The sequence below is a fragment of the Corallococcus silvisoli genome (assembly GCF_009909145.1).
Classification (GTDB): domain Bacteria; phylum Myxococcota; class Myxococcia; order Myxococcales; family Myxococcaceae; genus Corallococcus; species Corallococcus silvisoli.
In genome coordinates, this window is the sequence record NZ_JAAAPJ010000003.1 from 142292 (window position 1) to 163362 (window position 21071).

The 21071-nt window shown below is 73.1% G+C and carries 9 protein-coding genes; 5 read left to right on the plus strand and 4 right to left on the minus strand.

Annotated elements, in window-relative coordinates; translation table 11 throughout:
* Position 1: 1 nt before the first annotated feature.
* The 5 genes from GTY96_RS07105 (at position 2) to GTY96_RS07125 (ending at position 12935) form a co-directional block, all read left to right on the plus strand.
* Positions 2-3325 (plus strand): non-ribosomal peptide synthetase, encoded by a 3324-nt coding sequence (locus GTY96_RS07105; protein ID WP_161664260.1) that lies wholly within the window; start codon positions 2-4, stop codon positions 3323-3325.
* Positions 3318-7898 carry a type I polyketide synthase gene (locus tag GTY96_RS07110; protein ID WP_161664261.1) on the plus strand — a complete coding sequence of 1527 codons (4581 nt, stop codon included), beginning with the start codon at positions 3318-3320 and terminating at the stop codon, positions 7896-7898. The genes GTY96_RS07105 and GTY96_RS07110 overlap by 8 nt, the downstream gene beginning before the upstream one ends.
* A 101-nt stretch (positions 7899-7999) precedes the next feature.
* Positions 8000-9409, plus strand: a complete 1410-nt coding sequence (locus tag GTY96_RS07115; protein ID WP_143899346.1) for an MFS transporter — start codon at positions 8000-8002, stop codon at positions 9407-9409.
* On the plus strand, positions 9406-11841 hold the full coding sequence (locus GTY96_RS07120; protein WP_161664262.1) for a penicillin acylase family protein: 2436 nt from the start codon (positions 9406-9408) through the stop codon (positions 11839-11841). Before GTY96_RS07115 ends, GTY96_RS07120 begins: the two co-directional genes overlap by 4 nt.
* Positions 11842-12254: 413 nt before the next feature.
* Positions 12255-12935 carry a Crp/Fnr family transcriptional regulator gene (locus tag GTY96_RS07125; RefSeq protein WP_143899348.1) on the plus strand — a complete coding sequence of 227 codons (681 nt, stop codon included), beginning with the start codon at positions 12255-12257 and terminating at the stop codon, positions 12933-12935.
* 3 nt (positions 12936-12938) lie between these two features.
* On the opposite strand, the gene GTY96_RS07130 is transcribed toward GTY96_RS07125, so the two are convergent.
* From GTY96_RS07130 to GTY96_RS07145, 4 genes are all read right to left on the minus strand, one after another.
* Entirely contained in the window at positions 12939-14477 is a 1539-nt protein-coding gene (locus GTY96_RS07130) for an adenylate/guanylate cyclase domain-containing protein (RefSeq protein ID WP_161664263.1), read from the minus strand.
* 15 nt (positions 14478-14492) lie between these two features.
* On the minus strand, positions 14493-16520 hold the full coding sequence (locus GTY96_RS07135) for a protein kinase domain-containing protein (RefSeq protein ID WP_161664264.1): 2028 nt from the start codon (positions 16518-16520) through the stop codon (positions 14493-14495).
* 142 nt (positions 16521-16662) lie between these two features.
* Entirely contained in the window at positions 16663-17529 is an 867-nt protein-coding gene (locus GTY96_RS07140; protein ID WP_161664265.1) for an NAD-dependent protein deacetylase, read from the minus strand.
* Between the two features lie 342 nt (positions 17530-17871).
* Entirely contained in the window at positions 17872-20997 is a 3126-nt protein-coding gene (locus GTY96_RS07145; protein ID WP_161664266.1) for a tetratricopeptide repeat protein, read from the minus strand.
* Positions 20998-21071 lie beyond the last annotated feature (74 nt).

Sequence of the window (21071 nt, forward strand, 5' to 3'; positions counted from 1 at the left end):
CATGACGCCTGAAGAGAAGCGAGCACGGCTGGCCCAGCTCCTGAAGGACAAGAAGCGTCCGGCCGCGAAGCAGGCGCCCCTGTCCTTCGCGCAGGAGCGGATGTGGTTCCTGGACAAGTGGAGCCCCGGCAGCGCGGCGTTCCACATGCCCACCGCGGTGCGCCTGTCCGGCACCGTGAACACGGAGGCGCTGGGGCGCGCGCTCGCCCTGCTGGTGGAGCGGCACGACACGCTGCGCACCACCTTCCAGGAGCGCGAGGGCGGAGCCGTGCAGCTCATCGCCCCCACCGGTGAGGTGCCGCTGGAGGTGATGGACCTCCGGGGCCTGCCGGTGGCCGAGCGCGAAGCGGAAGCCCAGCGGCGCGTGGTGATGCTCGCGCAGCAGCCGTTCAGCCTGGAGCAGGGGCCGCTGCTGCGCGCGGTGCTGATGCTCCTGGGCGACGGGGAGCAGGTGCTGCTGGTGGATCAGCACCACATCGTCTCCGACGGCTGGTCCATGGGCGTGCTGGTGCACGAGCTGGCGGTGCTGTACCGCGCGTGCCTGGAGGGCCAGCCCTCGCCGCTGAACCCGCTGCCCTTGCAGTACGCGGACTGGGGCACCTGGCAGCGCGACTGGCTCCAGGGCGCGGAGCTGGAGCGCCAGCTCACCTACTGGAAGAACCGCCTCAACCCGCACGCCTTGCTGGAGCTGCCCGCGGACAAGCCGCGGCCAGCGCTGATGAGCTCCCGGGGCGAGCGGCAGGTGATGCACCTGTCCCCCGCCCTCACCCAGGCGCTCAAGGCGCTGGGGCAGCGCGAGGGCCGCACGCTCTTCGTGACGCTGCTGTCCGCCTTCAACGTGCTCCTCTCGCGCTACACCGGCCAGGAGGACGTGGTGGTCGGCACGCCCATCGCGGGCCGTCCGCGCGCGGAGGTCGAAGGGCTCATCGGCCTGTTCGTGAACATGCTGGCGCTGCGCTCGGACCTGTCTGGCCGGCCCACGTTCCGGGAGCTGCTGGGCCGCGTGCACGAGTCCACGCTGGACGCCTACGCGCACCAGGACATCCCCTTCGAGCGGCTGGTGGACGCGCTCAAGCCGGAGCGCCACCTCAGCCACACGCCGATGTTCCAGGTGATGTTCGTCCTCCAGAACGCGCCCATGCCCGCCCTGGAGGCCCCGGGCGTGGTGATGGAGGCGAAGCCGGTGGACACCGGCACGACCAAGTACGACCTGTCCCTGCTGCTGGTGGACCTGCCGCAGGGCCTGCGCGTCACCGCCGAGTACAGCACCGACCTCTTCGAGCGGGCCACGGCGGAGCGGCTGCTGGGGCACTACCTGACGCTGCTGGAGGGCATCGTCGCGCGGCCGGACCTGCCCATCTCCCTCCTGCCGTTGCTCCCCGACGGCGAGCGCCAGCGCGTGCTGAAGGACTGGAACGACACCGCCATCCCCCACCCGAGAGAGGCGACGCTGACGTCGCTCATCGAGGCGCAGGTGGCGCGCACGCCGGACGCGGTGGCCCTGGAGTTCGAGGGCACGCGCCTCACCTACCGGGAGCTGGACGCCCGCGCCAACCAGCTCGCGCACGCGCTGCGCCGGCACGGCGTGGGCCCGGAGGTCCGCGTGGGCCTGTGCGTGGAGCGCTCGCTGGAGATGGTGGTGGGCCTGCTGGGCACGCTGAAGGCAGGCGGCGCCTACGTGCCGCTGGACCCGGGCTATCCGCGGGAGCGCCTGGGCTGGATGCTGGAGGACGCGCGCCCGCCGGTGCTGCTGGTGCAGGAGCGGCTGCTGGCGCGGCTGCCTCCGTCGGACGCGACCGTGGTGAAGCTGGACACGGGCTGGGAGGACATCGCCCGCGAGCCCACCACCGCGCCCGCCCCCACCGCGACGCCGGACTCGCTGGCGTACATCATCTTCACGTCGGGAAGCACGGGCCGCCCCAAGGGCGCGATGAACGCGCACGGCCCGGTGTGCAACCGGCTCCTGTGGATGCAGTCCGCGTACGGGCTGACGCCGCGCGACGGGGTGCTCCAGAAGACGCCGTTCAGCTTCGACGTGTCGGTGTGGGAGTTCTTCTGGCCGCTGATGACGGGCGCGAGGCTGGTGGTCGCGAAGCCGGGCGGGCATCAGGACCCCGCGTACCTGAAGGCGCTCATCACCTCCGCGGCGGTGACCACGCTGCACTTCGTGCCGTCCATGCTCCAGGCCTTCCTGGACGAGCCCGGCGTGGACCAGTGCACGTCGCTCCAGCGCGTGGTGTGCAGCGGCGAGGCCCTGCCGCTGGAGCTGAAGGAGCTGTGTCTGCGCACGCTGCCCGGCGCGGGGCTGCACAACCTCTACGGCCCCACCGAGGCGGCCGTGGACGTGACGTTCCACGCGTGCAAGGCGAACGACGGCCGCCGCTCCGTGCCCATTGGCCGGCCGGTGGACAACACGCAGATCCGCATCCTGGACGCGGAGCTGCAACCGGTGCCCCAGGGCGCGGCGGGCGAGCTGTACATCGGCGGGGTGCAGGTGGGGCGCGGCTACCTGGCGCGGCCCTCGCTCACCGCGGAGCGCTTCATCCCGGACCCATACGCGACGGTGGCGGGCGCGCGCATGTACCGCACGGGCGACGTGGCCCGGTGGCTGCCGGACGGCGAAGTCGAGTACCTGGGCCGCGCGGACTTCCAGGTGAAGATCCGCGGCCTGCGCATCGAGCTGGGCGAAATCGAGGCGTCGCTGGAGAAGCACCCGTCCGTGCGGCAGGCGGTGGTGCTCGCGCGCGAGGACCGGCCGGGCCAGAAGCGGCTGGTGGCCTACGTCACCGGCCGGGAGGCGAAGACGGACGCGGCGGTGCTGCGCGCCTTCCTGCTGGAGCGGCTGCCGGAGTACATGGTCCCGTCCAACGTGGTGGTGTTGGAGCGCATGCCGCTCAGCCCCAACGGCAAGGCGGACCGCAAGGCGCTGCCCGCGCCGGAGCTGGGGGGCGCGGATGCGTCGCGGCCCTTCGTGGCGCCGGGGACGGCCATCGAGCAGCAGATCGCCCAGGCGTGGAAGGACCTGCTGCACGTGGAGCGGGTGGGCCTGGACGATCCGTTCTTCGAGCTGGGCGGCAATTCGCTGCTGGCGCTCCAGCTCCACCGCCGGCTGACGGCGGAGCTGGGCGTGACGCTGGCGCTGACGGACCTCTTCCAGTACCCCACCGTGCGGGCACTGGCGGCGCGGCTGTCGCGCCGGGAGGACACGCCCTCGGAGGACGCGGCGCAGGCGGGCCGCTCCCGTGCCGAGGCGCGACGCACGGTCAACCGCCGTGTGGTGGCCTCGCGGGGTCGGGTGGAAACGGATGGAGACGCGGATGAGTGACGCAGTGGGTGGTGGCGAGGAGCGCATCGCGATTGTCGGCCTGGCGGGCCGCTTCCCCGGGGCGAAGACCCTGGAGGGTTTCTGGGAGATGCTCCGGCGCGGAGGCGATGCGCGCCGCGTTCCCACGGACGCGGAGCTGGACGACGCGGGCGTTCCGCAGGCCCTGCGCGCCCATCCCCAGTGGGTGCGCTCCAGCTACGTGCTGGAGGGCGCGACGGACTTCGACGCGGGCCTCTTCGGCTACAGCCCGCGCGAGGCGGAGCTGATGGACCCCCAGCAGCGCATCTTCATGGAGTGCGCGTGGGAGTCGCTGGACCACGCCGGCTATGACCCCGGCCGCTTCAAGGGCGCGGTGGCCGTCTACGCCAGCGTGAGCCTCAGCTCGTACCTGCTGCGCGCGCTGATGCGGCAGCCGGACCTGATGGACGCGGCGGGTTCGTTCGGCGTGATGCTGGCCAACGACAAGGACTACGTGGCGACGCGCGTGTCCCACCGGCTGGGCCTGCGCGGCCCCTCCGCGACGGTGCAGACGGCGTGCTCCAGCTCGCTCGTGGCGCTCCATCTGGCGTGCCAGAGCCTGCTGTCGGGCGAGAGCGACATGGCGCTCGCGGGCGGCTCCTCCGTGTCGTTCCCGCAGACGGCGGGCTACCTCTTCCAGGAGGGGATGATCTTCTCTCCGGACGGCTACTGCCGCGCGTTCGACGCGAAGGCCAACGGCACCGTGCGCGGCGCGGGCGCGGCGGTGGTGGTGCTCAAGCGGCTGTCGGACGCGCTCAAGGACGGCGACACCATCCACGGAGTGCTCCTGGGCACCGCGGTGAACAACGACGGCGCGGGCAAGGTGGGCTTCACCGCCCCCAGCGTGGAGGGCCAGGCCGCCGTCATCGCGGAGGCGCTCGCCATCGCGGGCGTCATGCCGGACGACATCCAGTACGTGGAGGCGCACGCCACGGGCACGCCGCTGGGCGACCCGATAGAGGTGGCCGCGCTCAACCAGGCCTTCGGCGGCAAGGAGACGGGCGCGAAGCGCGTGGCGCTGGGCTCGCTCAAGGCGGCCATCGGCCACCTGGACGCGGCGGCCGGCATCGCGGGCGTGGTGAAGACGGTGCTCGCCCTGGAGCACGGCGAGATTCCCGCGAGCCCCCACTTCCAGCAGGCGAACCCCGTCATCGACTTCGACGGAGGGCCCTTCTTCGTGCCCTCCGAGCCCCGGCCCTGGAAGTCCCCGGCCGGGCCGCGCCGCGCGGGCGTGAGCGCCTTCGGCATCGGCGGCACCAACACGCACGTCATCCTGGAGGAGGCCCCGAAGGCCGAGCCCTCCGCGCCGTCGCGCCGCCCGTGGCACGTGCTGTCGCTGTCCGCGCGCACGCCCGCCGCGCTGGACGCGGCGACGGAGCGGCTGGCCGCGCACCTGGACGCGAACCCCACCCTGCCGCTGGCGGACGTGGCCTACACGCTCCAGGTGGGCCGCCACGTGCACGAGCACCGCCGCGCGGTGGTGGTCAAGGACCTGGCGGACGCGAAGGCCGCGCTGCGGGATGCGCGGCGGCTGCTGGGCGGCGCGGGCACCAACACGCGAAGGCCGGTGGTCTTCCTCTTCTCCGGCCAGGGTTCCCAGTACGTGGACATGGGCCGGGGCCTCTATGAGCAGGAGCCCGCCTTCCGCGCGGAGGTGGACGCCTGCGCGGAGAAGCTCAAGCCGCACCTGGGCCTGGACCTGCGCACCGTGCTGTATCCGCCCCCGGAGGGGCGCGAGCAGGCCACGGAGAAGCTCAAGCAGACGTCCCTCACCCAGCCCGCGCTGTTCGTCATCGAGTACGCGCTCGCGAAGCTGTGGGCGTCCTGGGGCGTGACGCCGCAGGCGATGGTGGGCCACAGCATCGGTGAGTACGTGGCCGCGTGCCTGTCGGGCGTGTTCTCGCTGGACGACGCGCTGGCGCTGGTGGCCACGCGCGGACGCCTGATGCAGTCGCTGCCCTCGGGCGCGATGCTGTCCGTGAAGATGCCGCTGGAGGCGCTGAAGCCGCTGATGGACGCGCGCCTCTCCGTGGCCGCCATCAACGCGCCGGGCTTCATCGTCGTCGCGGGCCCCACCGACGCGGTGGACGCGCTCCAGGCGACGCTGGAGGCACGGAAGGTGGAGGTGTCGCGGCTGCACACGTCGCACGCGTTCCACTCGACGATGATGGACCCCATCGTGGAGGAGTTCCGCCAGGCGGTGGGCAAGGTGGCCCGCAAGGAGCCCAAGGACCTCTACCTGTCCAACGTCACCGGCACCTGGGTGACGCCCGAGGACGCGGTGAGCCCCGCGTACTGGGCGCGCCACCTGCGGGACGCCGTGCGCTTCCAGGACTCGGCGGCGCAGCTGCTGGGCGACCCGGAGCACGTCTTCCTGGAGGTCGGCCCGGGCAACGCGCTGGCCACGCTGGTGCGCCGCAACGCCGCCGAAGGCACCTTCCCGGCCATCCTCACGTCGCTGCCCGCGCCGCGCGACGCCCAGCAGGACGCGCTCGCGCACGCCGCGGACGCCTTCGCGAAGCTGTGGCTCGCGGGCGCGAAGTCGAACGCCGCCCGCCTCTACAAGGGCGAGGCCCGCCGCCGCATCCCGCTGCCCGCCTACCCCTTCCAGCGCGAGCGCTACGACCTGCTCAAGGGCCCGCCGCCCGCGCTGCCCCGAGCCGCCATCGCCGCGAGGACCGCGACGGCCCAGGGCGTGGAGTGGACCGTGCCCGCGTGGCCGCGCACGCCCGCCTCGCCTCGGGTGCCGTCGCTCGCCGGACAGCGCTGGCTGGTGCTGGAGGCGGACGCGCCCGTGGCCGCGCGCGTGACGGAGCGGCTGCGCCAGGCGGGCGCGGACGTGGTGTCGCTCGTCGCGGGCCAGGGCGCGTCGGATCCGGTGACGCGGCGCTTCGCCGTGGATCCGTCCTCTCCGGACGCCATCAGCGAGCACCTGGAGCGGCTGCGCGGCGAGGACTGGACGCCCGCGCACATCGCGTACCTGTGGCCGCTCGTCCGGGAGCCGCGCGACCTGGACGCGGGCCTCGCGGTGTCCTTCCACGGCCTGCTCGCGCTGGCGAAGGCCGTGGGGCCGGGCGCGGCGAAGGCACCGGTGTCGCTGGACGTCGTGACCAGCGGCGCTCAGGACGTCACGGGCGAGGAGCCGCTTCTGCCGTGGCAGGCCGCCGCCGTGGGCGCGAGCCGCGTGCTGCGGCAGGAGTTCCCCGGCCTGACGGTGCGCGCCGTTGACGTCACCCGGCCCGCGCCGGAGGAGTCCGCGGCGGGCCCGTGGCTGGACCGGCTGGTGACGGAGCTGGCCACCGGCAAGGAGGCCGTGGTGGCGCTGCGCGGCCCGTACCGCCACGTGGAGTCCTTCGACCCCATCGCCACGCCGGGCATGGAGCCGGAGTCCCGGCCAGACGCCGAGCCCGCCGCTGGGGCCCCCGCGCAGGGAGGGCTCAAGGACGGCGGCGTCTACGTCATCGTCGGCGGCCTGGGCCGCGTGGGGCACGCGCTCGCGGAGCAGCTGACGCAGGCGGTGAAGCCGAAGCTCGTCCTGCTGTCGCGCCGCACGCTCCCCGCCCCCGGGGAGTGGGACGCGTGGCGCGCGGGCCATGACGCCCAGGACGCCACGTCCCGGGCCATCGAGCGCATGCGCGCGCTGGAGCAGGCGGGCGCGCAGGTGCTGGCGCTGCGCGCGGACGCGGGCGTGCCGGGACAGCTCGACAAGGCGCTCCAGGTGGCGGAGGCGAAGTTCGGCCGCATCGACGGCGTCTTCTACGCCGCGGGCGACGGCGGCATGGCCACCCGCATCTCCGTGGCCGAGTCGACGCCCGACACCACCGCCCCGCTGCTGGCCGGCCGCTTCGGAGGCCTCGCGCAGTTGGCGGAGGCCCTGGCGTCACGGCGCCCGGACTTCGTGGTGGTGCAGTCCTCGCTCACCGTGGCGCTGGGCGGCATGGCGGTCAGCGCGGTGGCGGCGGCGCACGCCGGAATGGACGCGGTGGCGGCCCGGCAGGCCCGGCTGGGCGGCACCCGCTGGTACGCCGTGGACTGGGACGTGTGGGGCGTGGGCGAGGGCTTCCGGCCCGACGCCGTCATCGCCCCCGCCGAAGGCTTCCGCCACCTGCGCGCGCTCATGTCCCAGCCCACCGGCGGACGCTTCCTGGCGACGCTCGGCTCGCTGGAGGCGCGGCTCCAGTCCGCGCGCGAAGGGGCCTCCGCGCCCCGCGCGGGGGGCAGCGCCAGCGGCAGGCATCCCCGTCCGCCCCTGGCCAACGCCTTCGTCGCTCCGCGCGACGAGACGGAGGAGAAGGTCGCGGGCCTCTGGCAGGACCTGCTGGGCGTGGAGTCGGTGGGCATCACCGACAACTTCTTCGAGCTGGGAGGACACTCGCTGCTGGGCGTGCAGCTGTTGTCGCGCATCCGCGAGGCCTTCCAGGTGGAGCTGTCCATGCGCGCCCTCTTCGAATCCCCCACCGTGGAGGTGATGACGGTGGCCATCGTCGAGGCGAGCGCCAGCCAGCTCGACCCTGAAGCCCTGGAGGCCATGCTCGCGGAGCTCGAGCAGGGCTGAAACCCTTCCCCCCTTGGAACGCCGGGCCCGCACGCCCTCCCGTAGTACGGTGCGCGGGCCCCTTTGCCCCTCCTACCCCCAGGAGGAAGAAGAGACGTGGAATGAGCCTCGCGCAACGCCTGACCATCACCCAGCCCATGCGGGTCTTCTGGATCACCTGGTTCGGCCAGCTCATCTCGATCCTCGGCTCCGGGCTCACCGCCTTCGGCGTGGGCGCCAAGATCTTCCTGGACACGCGCTCCACCACGCAGTTCGCGCTGCTGTCCTTCTTCGCCTTCGCGCCCATGGTGGTGCTGTCGCCGCTGGCGGGCGCGCTGGTGGACCGGTGGGATCGCCGCCGCGCCATGCTGCTGGCGGACCTGGGCAACGGCTTCAGCACGCTGCTCATCTTCAGCATGGTGCTGGCCAGCAACCAGGGCCTGTTCGAGCTCAAGGCCTGGCACTTCTACCTGCCCGTCTCCATCGGCGCGTGCTTCGGCGCCTTCCGCTGGCCGGCCTTCTTCGCCACGGTGTCGCTGCTGGTGCCCAAGCAGCACCTGAGCCGCGCCAACGCGGTGGCGGAGGTGGCCAGCGGCGCCAGCCAGATCCTCTCCCCCATCATCGCGGGCGCGCTGATCGAGCGCGTGGGGCTGGTGGGCGTGCTGACGGTGGACGTCTGCAGCTTCAGCGTCGCCGTCCTCACGCTCCTGATGGTCCGCTTCCCCCGTCCCGCGGTGTCCTCGGAGGGGCAGCGGGGCAAGGGGTCGCTGCGCGATGAAATCAAGCAGGGGTGGACGTTCATCCGCACGCGGCCCGGCCTCGTGGGGCTGCTGAGCTTCACCGTCGTGGCCGTGCTGTGCATGGACCTGGTGATGCTGCTCATCACCCCGCTGGTGCTGGCCTTCACGGACATCTCCACGCTGGGCATCATCGCGTCGGTGGCCGGCGTGGGCGCGCTGGTGGGCGCCGTCAGCATGGGCGTGTGGGGCGGGCCGAAGAACCAGCTCCACGGCATCCTGGGCTTCCAGGTGCTGTCGGGCCTGGTGCTCTTCCTGGCCGCGCCGTCGCCCAGCGTGCCGCTGGTGGCCACCGCCGCCGCGCTCTACCTGTTCACCATGCCGCCCATGATGGCGGGCAGCCAGTCCATCTGGCAGCGCAAGATTCCGGCGGACCTCCAGGGCCGCGCCGCCGCGGTGAAGCGCATGGTGCTCCTGTGCGTGACCCCCGTCGTGGGCCTCATCGCGGGCCCGCTCGCGGATGACCTCTTCGAGCCGGCCATGGCTCCCGGCGGCGCGCTCTCCGGCAGCATGGGGCGCCTGCTGGGCGTGGGCCCGGGGCGAGGCATCGCCGTCATCTTCATCGCCCTGGCGCTGCTGACCATCGCCAACGTGGTGGTGGCGTGGCTCAACCCGCGCGTGCGCTACCTGGACCGCGAGCTGCCGGACGCCCTGCCTGACACGCCGCCCACCGCCGCGGACGCCGCGGCCTCCCCCCCGCCGACCGCCCCCACCGCCGGAGCCTCCGCCTCATGAGTGCCTTCACCCAGGTCCTGCGCATGCTGCGCATGCTCCCCCCCGCCCTGGCCGTGGCCACCCCCGGCCTGGGGCCCTGGCTCGCCCGCCGCCGCTGGACGCGCACCGAGGGCACCCTCACCCTGCCCGGCCTGCACGGCAAGGTGGAGGTGCTGCGCGACACGTGGGGCGTGCCGCACATCTTCGCGCAGGACGAGCACGACCTGTTCTTCGCGCAGGGCTACGTGCATGCGCAGGACCGCCTGTGGCAGATGGAGATGGGCCGCCGGCTGGTGGACGGACGGCTCGCGAGCCTCTTGGGCCCGATGCTGGTGTCCGCGGACCAGTTCCTGCGCACCATGGGCCTGCGCCACCTGGCCGAGCGCTCCTGGGCGCAGGTGGACCCCGAGGCCCGAGCCATCCTGGAGGCCTACAGCGCGGGCATCAACGCGCGCATCGCCGCGGAGCCGCTGCCGTACGAGTTCACCGTGATGGGCGTGACGCCCACGCCGTGGACGCCCACGGATTCGCTCGCGCGAGGCAACCTGCTGGCGCTGATGCTGGGCGGCAACCACCGCCTGGAGCTCTTCCGCGCCCGGCTGGTGGCGACGGCCGGCGAGGAGGTGGCCAACGCGCTGCTGCCGCAGAACGCGCCGGAGACGCCCCTCATCGTCCCCAAGGAGGCGCGCCTCCCCGGCCTGAAGAACGTGAAGACGCTGTCCGGCCTGGACGGCGTGGACGCGGTGATGGGGGACCCGAACATCGTCTCCGGCAGCAACAACTGGGTGGTGCACGGCAAGCGCACGCAGAGCGGCCAGCCGCTGCTCGCCAACGACGTGCACATCCCCCTGGGCATGCCGTCCACCTGGTACGAGAACGGCCTGCACGGCGGCCGCTTCCAGCACGTGGGCTTCTCCCTGCCCGGCGTGCCCATGCTCATCGTGGGCCACAACGGGAAGGTGGCCTGGGGCATGTCCAACCTGGGGCCGGACACCCAGGACTTCTACATCGAGAAGCTGGACGACCCGAAGGCCCCGAAGAAGTACCTCTTCCAGGGCGAGTGGCACGATCTGGAGATCCGCCGCGAGGAGATTCCGGTGAAGGGCGGCGCGCCCGTGGTGCTGGAGGTGAAGAGCACCCGGCACGGCCCGCTGATGAACCTGGCGATGGCGGACGAGCTGAAGGACAGCGAGCCGCTGGCGCTCAAGTGGGCGCACAGGGAATGCCAGCCGCTCATCAACGCCGTCCTGAAGCTCAACCTCGCGACGGACTGGGAGTCCTTCCGCGGGGCGATGAAGCTGTGGGAGGGGCCGGGCCAGAACTTCGTGTACGCGGACACGGCGGGCAACATCGGCTACCAGGCGTCCGGGAAGATCCCCATCCGCCAGGGCCACCAGGGCCTCATCCCCATGCCGGGCTGGACGGGCGAAGCCGAGTGGACGGGCTTCATCCCCTTCGAGGAGCTGCCCGCGTCGTTCAACCCGCCCGCGGGCTACGCCGCCACCGCGAACAACAAGATCACCTCCGACGACTACCCGCACCTCATCGCGCACAACTGGTTCCCCGGCTACCGCGCGAAGCGCATCACGGACCTGCTGGAGGCGGGCACGCAGCACACCGTGGAGGACATGCGGCGCATCCAGGCGGAGACGTACTCGCTGCCCGCGGAGACCCTGCGCCCGTACTTCCTGTCGGTGGCCCCCGCGGACGACACGCAGCGGCAGGCGGTGGAGGCGCTGAAGGCGTGGGACCTGCGCTTCGAACCGGAGAGCGTGGGCGCCACGGTGTTCCAGGCCTGGTACATCGAGGTGCTGCGCAAGCTGCTCCAGCACAAGCTGGGGCCGGAGCTGGTCCGCGAGTACCTGATGGGCCAGTACGAGCGGCATGGCAGCCTGCACATGCCCTTCGTCATCGGCCTGATGTCCCAGCCGGACAGCCCCTGGTGGGACGACCCGAAGACGCCCGCGAAGGAGACCCGCGACGACATCCTCCGCGCCGCCCTGGCGGACGCCACCGCGTGGCTCGTGAAGACGTACGGCCCCAACCTGGACGCCTGGGCCTGGGGGCGGGTGCACCAGCTCACCTACGTGCACCAGCCGCTGGGCGGCCCCATGATTCCCGCCCCGGTCCGGCGCGTCTTCAACACCCGCACGGTGCCCGCCCGCGGGGACAACTACTCCGTGGATGGGGCGTCGTTCCTCTGGAGCCACCCCTTCAAGGTGGTCCACGGCACCGCGCTGCGGATGATCGTCGACCTGGCGGACCTGTCCCGCTCCGTGTCCGTCCACGCGCCGGGGCAGACGGAGCACCTGTTCCACCCGCACCGCGATGACCTGATGGCGCTGAGCCGCGAGGTGAAGTTCCACCCGATGCTCCACACGCGCGAGGCCGTGGAGAAGCACCGCGAGGCGGCGCTGACGCTCACGCCCGCCGTCGCCCTGGTGGCCCAATAAAACAACCCGGACTTGAAGGCCGTCACTCCCCCCGGAGCGACGGGCCTCCAGGCCCGGGTCCATTGCTTTGAGGCCCCTGCTGGAGCCGGCACTCGTGTTCGCGTTGAGTTCCCCCTCAGAAACTCAACGCTTCCCCCTTCTATGTGCCGGCCCCGCGGTCCCCCCCATTTCCCGCTCATGCCGCGGTGGGCTAAGAAGTCCCCCGACTCCCTGGCTCACCGTCGCGTGTGCGGGCCCCCCGTGCTTCCCGTGCTGCGATGAAGGAACAGTACCCGGGGGCCCCCTTCCCGGCTGTGAAGCGGCCCACAAGCTGTGTGTGAAGGCGTTCACACCCGCCGGACTTGTCCGCCGGACCTGGATGGGAGGCTTCCCTACCTGTAGCCGGGGATTCCGGGCAGAATGGCGGTCCCCCCATGTCCTACGCGCAGCTGCTGGCCGAAATCCCCATGTTCGAAAGCCTCGGCCGGGAGGACCTGGAGAACATGTCGTCGCTCCTCCAGCCCCGGCGCTTCGCTCGGGGGGAGGTCATCTTCCACCGAGGGGATGTGGGCACGGCGCTGTTCATCATCCGGCGGGGCCAGGTGGCCATCCGGCTGTCCTCCAGCGAGGGGCGGGAGATCACCCTGGCGCTGCTGGACCGGGGGGACGCGTTCGGGGAGCTGTCGCTGCTGGACGGCGAGTCGCGCTCCACGGACGCGATGGCGCGCGAGGAGGCGCACCTGCTGACGCTCCAGCGGGACGACTTCCGGCGCTACCTGGAGACGCGGCCGCAGGTGAGCCTGGCGCTCCTGGCGAACATGAGCCGGCTGGTGCGGCGCACGACGCAGCTCGTCTACGACTCGGCCTTCCTGGACGCCCGCTCGCGGTTGGTGCGGGTGCTGATGGAGCTGGCGAAGACGCAGGGGAAGCCGTCCCCGGAGGGGCTGGCCATCACCCCGAAGCTCACGCAGTCGGAGCTGGCGAACCTGTGCGGCGTCACCCGCGAGAGCGTCAACAAGTGGCTGCGCTACTACGTGCGCGAGGGGATGCTCACCTTCGAGGGGGGGCAGATCGTCCTCCTCCAGCCGGAGCGGCTGGGCCAGGACGCCGAGTAACCCTCAGCCGCGCACGCGGAAGAGGGACACGGGCGCTTCGCGGCCCTTCACCGTCACCGGGCCCAGCGGCTCCAGGGTGAAGGCGTCCGCGTCCAGCAAGGCCCGCGTGGCGTCCGTGACGAGCACCTCCCCCGGGCGCGCGACGCCGCACACGCGGGCGGCCACGTTGGTGGCGTCCCCCACGGTGGCGTACTGGAGGTAGCGCTCCGAGCCGATGTTGCCCGCGGCCACCGGGCCGGAGTTGAGGCCGATGTGGACGTGGACCTCGGGCGCGCCCTCCTGCCGCCAGCGGGCGTTGAGCGCCGCGAGCGCGTGCTGCATCTCCAGGGCCGCGCGCACGGCGCGGTCCGCGTCGTCTGGCCGGGCGAAGGGGGCGCCCCACACCGCCATCAGCGCGTCACCGATGTACTTCTCCAGCGTGCCCTCGTGGCGGAAGACGATGTCCGCCATCACCGGGAAGTACGCGTTGAGCATGTCCACCACCTGCCGGGGTCTCAGGCGCGAGGACATGGCGGTGAAGCCGGTGATGTCGGAGAAGAGGATGGTGACGTCCGCGTCGCGCACGTCCAGCGGCACGCCCCTCAGCGCCTTCAACTGGCGCACGACGTCCGGTGGGAAGAAGCGCTGGTAGGCGTTCCTGAGCACCGCCTCCTCCTCCAGCCGCCGCGCCAGGTGCGCGTGGTCCAGGGCGATGGCGGCCTGGTTGGCGAAGGCGGTGAGGAACTCCAGGTCCTCCTCCGTGAAGAGGCCACCCTGCTTGAGGCTGTCCAGGTACAGCACGCCCAGCACCGTGTCGCGCGTGCGCAGGGGCACGCAGAGGGAGGCGCGGATGGACTGGCGGAAGACGGAGTCCGCGCCCAGCAGCCGCGCGTCGTCCTTCGCGTCGGAGAAGAGCGCCGCCACGCCGCGCGAGTGCACGTAGTCCACGATGTGCTGGCTGTAGAAGCGCTCCGGGAGCGCCCCGCCTCGCGCGCCCCGGGACACCCGCGGCACCAGCGCCCCGGTGTCCCGGTCCACCAGCAGCACCGCCGCCCGGTCCACCGCCCAGATCTGGAAGACGAGATGGACGACGCGCTCCAGCAGCCCCTCCACCGGGCCTGGGGACGAGAGGAGCTGCCCCACCTTGAGCAGCACCTGGAGCTTGTCGTGGGTGCGGTCCGGCGAGCGCGTGTCGAGCAGCGACTCCATGGGCCCGCCGGAGTAGCGCGTCTCCAGCGGCTGCGTGCGCAGCGGACCCCAGCCCTCCGGCAGCGGCGTGTCCGACGACACCAGCCGGAACCACACCTCCCCGCAGCGGAAGGACTGGCCGGGCGTCAGCTCCTGGCGGGAGACGCGATGCGGCCCCACGTAGCTGCCGTTCTTGCTGTCCAGGTCCACCAGCACCACGCGCTCGCCCATGCGCTCCAGCCGCGCGTGGCGCCGGGACAGGCTGGGGTGCGGCACGCGGATGCCGTTCTCCTCCGTGCGGCCCACGGTGGTGACGCCCTCCGGCAGCATCACCGCCCGTTCATCCACCTGGCCTGGGTTGAGGATGAGGCGCATGCGCTCGAAGCCGCTTCAGGAGGACGTGGACCAGCTGGGGCCCTTGGCCGTGAAGGCCCCCACCCCGGGCGCGGGCGCCTCCAGGACGGAGGGGACGCCCTGCTCGGGGGTGCGCTCCGCGGAGGAGCCCGACGCGTGGGTGCTACGGGCCACCACCTCGCGCACCGCGAGCACCTGGCCCTCCGTCCCCGGCAGGTGCCGCTCGCCCGCGGGCCGGCAGTCGAAGACGTCCGCGAGCCGCGCGGCCAGCGCCTCGCTCACCAGCACCTGATCGCGTCCGGCCACGGTGGCGAGCCGGGCCGCGGTGTTCACCACGTCGCCCAGCACCGTGTGGTCCAGGCGTCCGCGCCCCGCCGCGCCCACGTTGCCGGAGACCACCGGGCCGGTGTCCACGCCCATGCAGACGCCGTGGGCGTAGGGTGACGCGTCGCCCCCGCTCCATGCGAGCGCCTGGAGCCGCTGCTTCACCGCGAGGCAGGCGTCCAGCGCGCGCGCCACGTGGGCTTCGCCCTGGAAGACGGCCATCACCGCGTCGCCCAGGAACTTGTCCACCACGCCGCCGCGCGACTCCAGCTCCGGGAGCATGACCTCGAAGTTGGCGTTGAGCCTCCGCAGCGCGGACTCTGGCGGGTGCTGCCGGGTGACGGCGGTGAAGCCCGCCACGTCGAGGAAGGCCACCGTGGCGTCCACCTGCTCGCCCGCGAGCGCGCCAGGGCCGCGCACCAGCGGCAGCACGCGGTCCACGATGCCGCCGTGCACGAACATGCGCAGCAGCGCGTTCTCCTCCGTGGAGCGCACCGCGCGGCGCAGCTCCGCCACATGGCGCACCGTCTTCGCCAGCGTGGACTCCAGGTCCTCCAGGTCCACCGGCTTGACCAGGAAGTCGAACGCGCCCCGGTTCATCGCCGTGCGCAGGTTGGGCATGTCGCCGTACGCGGAGACGATGACCACCTTCACCAGCGGATCCACCTCCCCCACGCGCGACAGGAAGGTGAGCCCGTCCATGCGCGGCATGTTGAGGTCGCACAGCACCGCGTGCGTGTCCGGGTGCTGGCGCAGGGCCTCCAGCGCCTCTTCGCCATCCCGCGCGAAGACGAAGGCATAGACGCCGTCGCGCACGTGCCGGCGGAAGCGCTGGCGCATGAGCACCTCCACGTCCGGCTCGTCATCCACCACCAGCACCGTGGCCGCCCGCGCGGCCCGGCCCGCCTCCACCAGCGCGACGAAGGCCGCGGCCAGCTCGCGCGCGGAGGTGAAGCGCTGCTCCGGCCGGGGATTGAGGGCCCGCTGGAAGAAGGCGTCCGCGCTCGCACCCAGCTCCGGCACCAGCTGCGACACGGCCACCGAGGGCGGGTGGAAGGCGCCGCGCAGGAGCGGCCCCACGGACTCCGCGCCGTAGGGGAACTGCCCGGTGAGGGCGCGGTAGAGCACCACCGCGAGCGACCAGAGGTCCGCCCTCGCGTCCAGGTCCGGGTCCGCGCGCAGCTGCTCCGGACTCATGTAGCGCAGCGTGCCGGTCAGCCCTTCGGCCTGCGAGGGCGCGCCCGCGGGCACGAGCGAGCGCGCGAGCCCGAAGTCGAGCACCTTCACCACTTCTTCCCCGTCCACGTGGGCGAGGAAGAGGTTCGCGGGCTTGAGGTCGCGGTGCACCAGGCCCGCCGCGTGCGCCGCCGCCAGCGCGCGGGCCACCGGCGTGACGAGCGCGGCCACCGTGGCCGGAGACAGGCGCCCACGCTGGGTGAGGCGCGTCTCCAGGTCCTCGCCCTCCAGCAGCTCCATCACGATGTACGGGACGCCGCCGTCCACACCGGAATCGTGCACCTGCACCACGTGCGGGTGGCGCAGCCGGGCCACGGCCTGCGCTTCCTGTTCGAAGTGGCGGTGGGCCTCGGGTGTGCGCGCCACGACGTCCGAGGCGATCAACTTGACGGCCACGTGCCGCTGGAGCTGCAGGTCGACGGCTCGCCAGATGGCGCCCATGCCACCGCCGCCAATCCTGCGCTCCAGCGCATACCTGCCGCCCAGCGGGCGTCCGGTGTCCATCGACCCTGTGTCTCCGTCCCGGGCACGGCCCATCGCCCGTGCCTCGCGAAGCTGGGGATGATGGCACACTTGTCCCCTCTCCCGACGTGCCCATTCCGGGTGCGCCCGCGACGGCTGCACGCCTGGTGTGGGAGGGGGGACGTCAGGTGCGGGTCAGCGCCTTCGCGAGCCGGGGCAGCACGTCGCCCGCGCGCGCCTCCACGCGCACATCCGCGAGGCTGTCGCCCCGACTCTCCCCGATGTTGAGGATGCCGATGGGCATGTGCCGGTCCGCCGCGCGGGTGACGAAGCGATAGCCGGAATAGACCGTCAGGGACGAGCCCACCACCAGCAGCGCGTCCCCTTCCTCCAGCAGCGCGAACGCGTCCTGCACCAGCGTGGGCGCGACGTTGTCTCCGAAGAACACCACGTCTGGCTTCAGCGTCCCGCCGCAGCGGGTGCAGGCGGGGACGCGGAAGCCCTCCACGGCCTCCGGGGGCAGCTCCGCGTCGCCGTCCGGCCTCAGCTCCACGACGGCGTGCGCGAAGTCCGGGTTGAGGCCCAGCATCCGCGCCTGGAGCGACGCGCGCGGCTCCTGCGCCTGGCACGACAGGCAACGCACCCGCGACAGCGCGCCGTGCAGCTCCAGCACGCGCTCACTGCCCGCCGCGTGGTGCAGCCCGTCCACGTTCTGGGTGATGAGGCCCGGCACGACGCCCGCCTTCTCCAGCGCCGCCAGCGCGGCGTGGGCGTCGTTGGGCCGCGCGGAGGTGAAGCGCGGCCAGCCCAGCAGGCTGCGCGCCCAGTAGCGCTGGCGCACCTCGGGCTGGTGCAGGAACTCGCGGTGCTGGATGGGGTTGCGCACCTTGTGGCGCGTCTCCGGGCCTCGATAGTCGGGGATGCCGGACTCGGTGCTGCAGCCGGCGCCGGTCAGCACCACGACGCGCCGTCCGCGCAGGAGCGAGGCCAGGGCGTCCGCGCCTGCTTCGGGCGGGAGTGCGGCGACGGGAGGTTCCGGGAGGAGCGTCATGGCCTCCTCCGTATAATGCGGCTCCCGCGCGCCCGCCCGGTGGGCCGTTCCGCCTCACTGCGTAAACGACTGGGGAGTCAGGCCCGCGCGCTCGCCTGGCGGGCCGCTCCGCCTCGTGACGCGAAGGCCTGGAGTCAGAGCCGCGCACCCACCCGGCGGACCTCTCCGCCTCATGGCGCGAAGGCCTGGGGAGTCAGACCCGCGCGCCAGTCCGGCGGGCCGCTCCGCCTCACTGCGTAAACGACTGGGGAGTCAGGCCCGCGCAGAGCCGCCCGGCGGGCCCTTCCGCCTCGTGGCGCGAGCACAGGCGGCGACGAGCCCGCGCACGGACCTCCTGGGGGCTCACCGGCTGAGCGCTTCCCGCGAGGGGTCCGCGGGCTTCGGAGGCACCATCGCCGCCTGGATGTCCCGGCGCGCGGCCGGAGGCAGTCGGGCGATCCACCGGTCCATCGCCTGGCGCAGCTCTGGAACGGAGGACTCACCGTCAGGCAGCGCGGCGACCTCCTGGCGGGCCTCGGCCGCGAGCCGGAGGGCGCGGGACGGCTCCTGCTTCGCTTCCCATAGCGCGCGGGCGAGCATGTAGCGGGCGGCGGGACGCTCCGCGGGCCGGGGCCGGGCCCGGTCCCAGCCCGTGACGGCCTTCTCCAGCGGCGCCAGCGCCTCGCGCGGACGGCCCAGCACCATGTACGTGCGCCCCAGGTCCACCAGCGCGCCCGTCCACCCGCCGTTCACGTCGTCCGGCAACGAGGTCTGGAGCGCGGCGGCGCGCTGGAAGTACGGCAGCGAGTCCTGGGGCTGGTTTCGGAAGCTCAGCGTCTGGCCCATGCCCCGCAGCACCAGCGCGAGCGTGGGGTGGTCCGGGCCCAGGCTCTTCTCCAACTGCTCCAGCGCCGTGGCGAAGCGCTTCGTGGCCTCTTCCAGCCGGCCCATGTGCACCAGCAGCGTGCCGATGTTGTTCACGATGATGGCCACCGTGGAGCTGTCGCGGCCCTCCGTCGTCTCCGCGATATGCAGCGCGCGCTCATACAGGGGCAGCGCCTCCTCGCGCTTGCCCTGGTACTGCAGCGCGAGCGCCAGGCTGTTGAGCGCGTCCGCCACCTGCGGGTGGTCCGGCCCCAGCGAGCGCTCCAGGAGCGCCAGCGCGCCCCGGGCCAGCCGCTCCGACTGCACGAAGTCTCCCTGCTGCCAACGCACGCTGGCCTGCTCCAGGCGGATGCGCGCCACATCCGGGTGTTCGGGCCCCAGCGAGCCGCGCACGGTGCCCAGGGCGCGCTCGTAGAGGGCCAGCGCCTCCTCCGCCCGCCCCTGAGAGCGGCGCACGGTGCCCAACTCCACACGCACGTCCGCGACCTCCAGGGCCTCCGGACCGAAGCGCTTCTCCAGGAAGGACAGCGCGCGCGTGAGCTGCGCGTGGGCCTCCGGGTAGCGGCCCTGCCGCGACAACAGACGGCCCAGGTTCGCCGCGAGCGCCCCGCTCCACTCCCCGCTGCCCCCCAGCCGCTCCACCGCGGCGCTGGCGCGCTCCGCGGCCTGCTGCCCCTGCGCGTACCGGTCCAGCCGCTCGCCCGTCACGCGCACCGCCAGCGTCCACGCCCGCGCGGCGGCTTCGTCGTTGCGGCCCGCCTCCGCGGCCCACGCGGCCTGGAGCACCGTGGCCTCCGCGCCCCGGTAGTCCCCGGCGCCGTCCTTCAGCTCCGCGAGCAACAGCAGCGCGTCCGCGGCGCCGGACCAGTCCCCGGCGGCCCTCGCGGCCTCGGCCACGGGCGACACCCGCCCTACCCCCTGCGAATAGCGCCCGGCGGCGCGCAGGGCCCTCGCGTCCACGAGCGCCTGGAGCAGCGCCACGGTGCGCTCGCGCGTGGCGGCGTCGTCCGGCGAGGAGTGCCCCCGCGACGTCAGCGCGTCCACGTCCGAGCAACCCGCGAGCGGCGCCAGCCCCTCCACCGCGCGCGGCGCCCGCTCCACGATGTCGGGATCCGCCTGCGTGAACAACTGCGTGAGCGCGGCCACGTCCGCGAGCCGTCCATCCAGGCAGCGCATGCGCAGCGCCATCACCGCCTCGCTCTGCTCGTGCCGCACGCGGGTGGCCTCGCACGCCGCCGTGCGCGTCGTCACCCACGCGGCGGTGTACGCGTCCAGCCCCCGACGCACGTGGCGGAAGGCGTCGTGCGCGAAGCGGCGCTGCGTGTCGAGGAAGGCCGCCTCCACCGCCTGCTGCCGGGCGGCGTCCCACACGCCGTCCACCGCGTGCGCGGCGCCCTCGCAGCCCGTGACGTCGCGTCCGTACAGGGCGCGCGTGATCCCCACCACCGACAGCAGCAACACCGACGCCCCGGCCATGCGCAGCCGCCACGTCCGGCGCGCGGCGGGGTGGGCCTCCAGCGCGGCGATCAGCGCCTCCATCGAGGCGTGGCGCTCCTCGGGCTTCACCGACAGGCCCTTCACCACCACCCGGCGCAGCCACTGCGGCACGCCCGAGTGACGGGGCACGCTCTTCACGCGCCCCGCGTGCACCGCCTGGGACAGCTCCTCCACCGTGGAGCCCGCGAAGGGGCGCTCGCCATAGAGGCCCTCGTAGAGCGCGGCGCAGAAGCCGAACTGGTCGCTGCGCGCGTCGGTGCGCTCCTCCGGGGGGAACTGCTCCGGGGCCATGTACGCGGGCGTGCCGCCCTCCATGGCGCGCGGGCGCGTGAGGCCGCCCGGCATCACCGGCGGAGCCGCCGCGCCGGACATCATGCGCGACAGGCCAAAGTCGGTGACGCGCACGCGGCCGTCCTGCCCGACGAGGATGTTCTCCGGCTTCACGTCGCCATGCACGACGCCCACCGCGTGCGCCGCGGCCAGCCCCCGGGCCGAGGCGACGAACACGTCCACCACCTGCCGCCACGGGTGCGGGCCGTCCAGCTCCCACTTGCGCAGCGTGTGCGCGTCCACCAGCTCCATGGCCAGGAAGACCTGCCGGCCAAAGGTGCCCACGTCGAACACGGAGACGACGTGCGGGTGGGAGACGCGGGCCATCGCCTGCGCCTCGCGCAGCACCTGCGTGCGGCCGGCCTCCGCGCCCAAGCCCAGCGCCTCCACCTGCAGGAGCTTGAGCGCGACGCGGCGGTCCAGCTCCGGATCATACGCCGCGTACACGACGCTCATCCCGCCCACGCCCAGCATCTCCAGGATGAGGTAGCGCCCCACCGCCGTCCCTCGCGCGAGGGGCGGCGTGGGCAGGCGCAGGCGCGGCTTCTTTCCCCGCCACGGGTCCACGGCCAGCGTCGCCAGCTGGCTGTCGAGGACCTCCTCGTCCGGCGCGGGTTCGGAGGTGGAGGGCGGTTGCACCTTCAGCGCCTCGGACACCATGCGCCGGCAGGAGGGACAGGTGTCCAGGTGCTCGTCCACGACCGCGGCCCTGTCGGGCGGCAGCGTCCCGAGCAGGAGGTCCATGAACGTGGGTTCGTCCAGGCAAGCGAGGGGCATGGGGGGCACGAGAGGCCCAGCAGCACAGCAGGTGTCACGGCCTGCGTCGAGTCACCCCGGAGTCGTTCCGTGCG

Bases quoted from the DNA above. Each gene is read 5' to 3' on its own strand.
- GTY96_RS07120 (WP_161664262.1), top strand. From the start codon at position 9,406: ATGAGTGCCTTCACCCAGGTCCTGCGCATGCTGCGCATGCTCCCCCCC.
- GTY96_RS07130 (WP_161664263.1), bottom strand. From the start codon at position 14,477: ATGCGCCTCATCCTCAACCCAGGCCAGGTGGATGAACGGGCGGTGATG.
- GTY96_RS07125 (WP_143899348.1), top strand. From the start codon at position 12,255: ATGTCCTACGCGCAGCTGCTGGCCGAAATCCCCATGTTCGAAAGCCTC.
- GTY96_RS07145 (WP_161664266.1), bottom strand. From the start codon at position 20,997: ATGCCCCTCGCTTGCCTGGACGAACCCACGTTCATGGACCTCCTGCTC.
- GTY96_RS07115 (WP_143899346.1), top strand. From the start codon at position 8,000: ATGAGCCTCGCGCAACGCCTGACCATCACCCAGCCCATGCGGGTCTTC.
- GTY96_RS07140 (WP_161664265.1), bottom strand. From the start codon at position 17,529: ATGACGCTCCTCCCGGAACCTCCCGTCGCCGCACTCCCGCCCGAAGCA.
- GTY96_RS07105 (WP_161664260.1), top strand. From the start codon at position 2: ATGACGCCTGAAGAGAAGCGAGCACGGCTGGCCCAGCTCCTGAAGGAC.
- GTY96_RS07135 (WP_161664264.1), bottom strand. From the start codon at position 16,520: ATGGACACCGGACGCCCGCTGGGCGGCAGGTATGCGCTGGAGCGCAGG.
- GTY96_RS07110 (WP_161664261.1), top strand. From the start codon at position 3,318: ATGAGTGACGCAGTGGGTGGTGGCGAGGAGCGCATCGCGATTGTCGGC.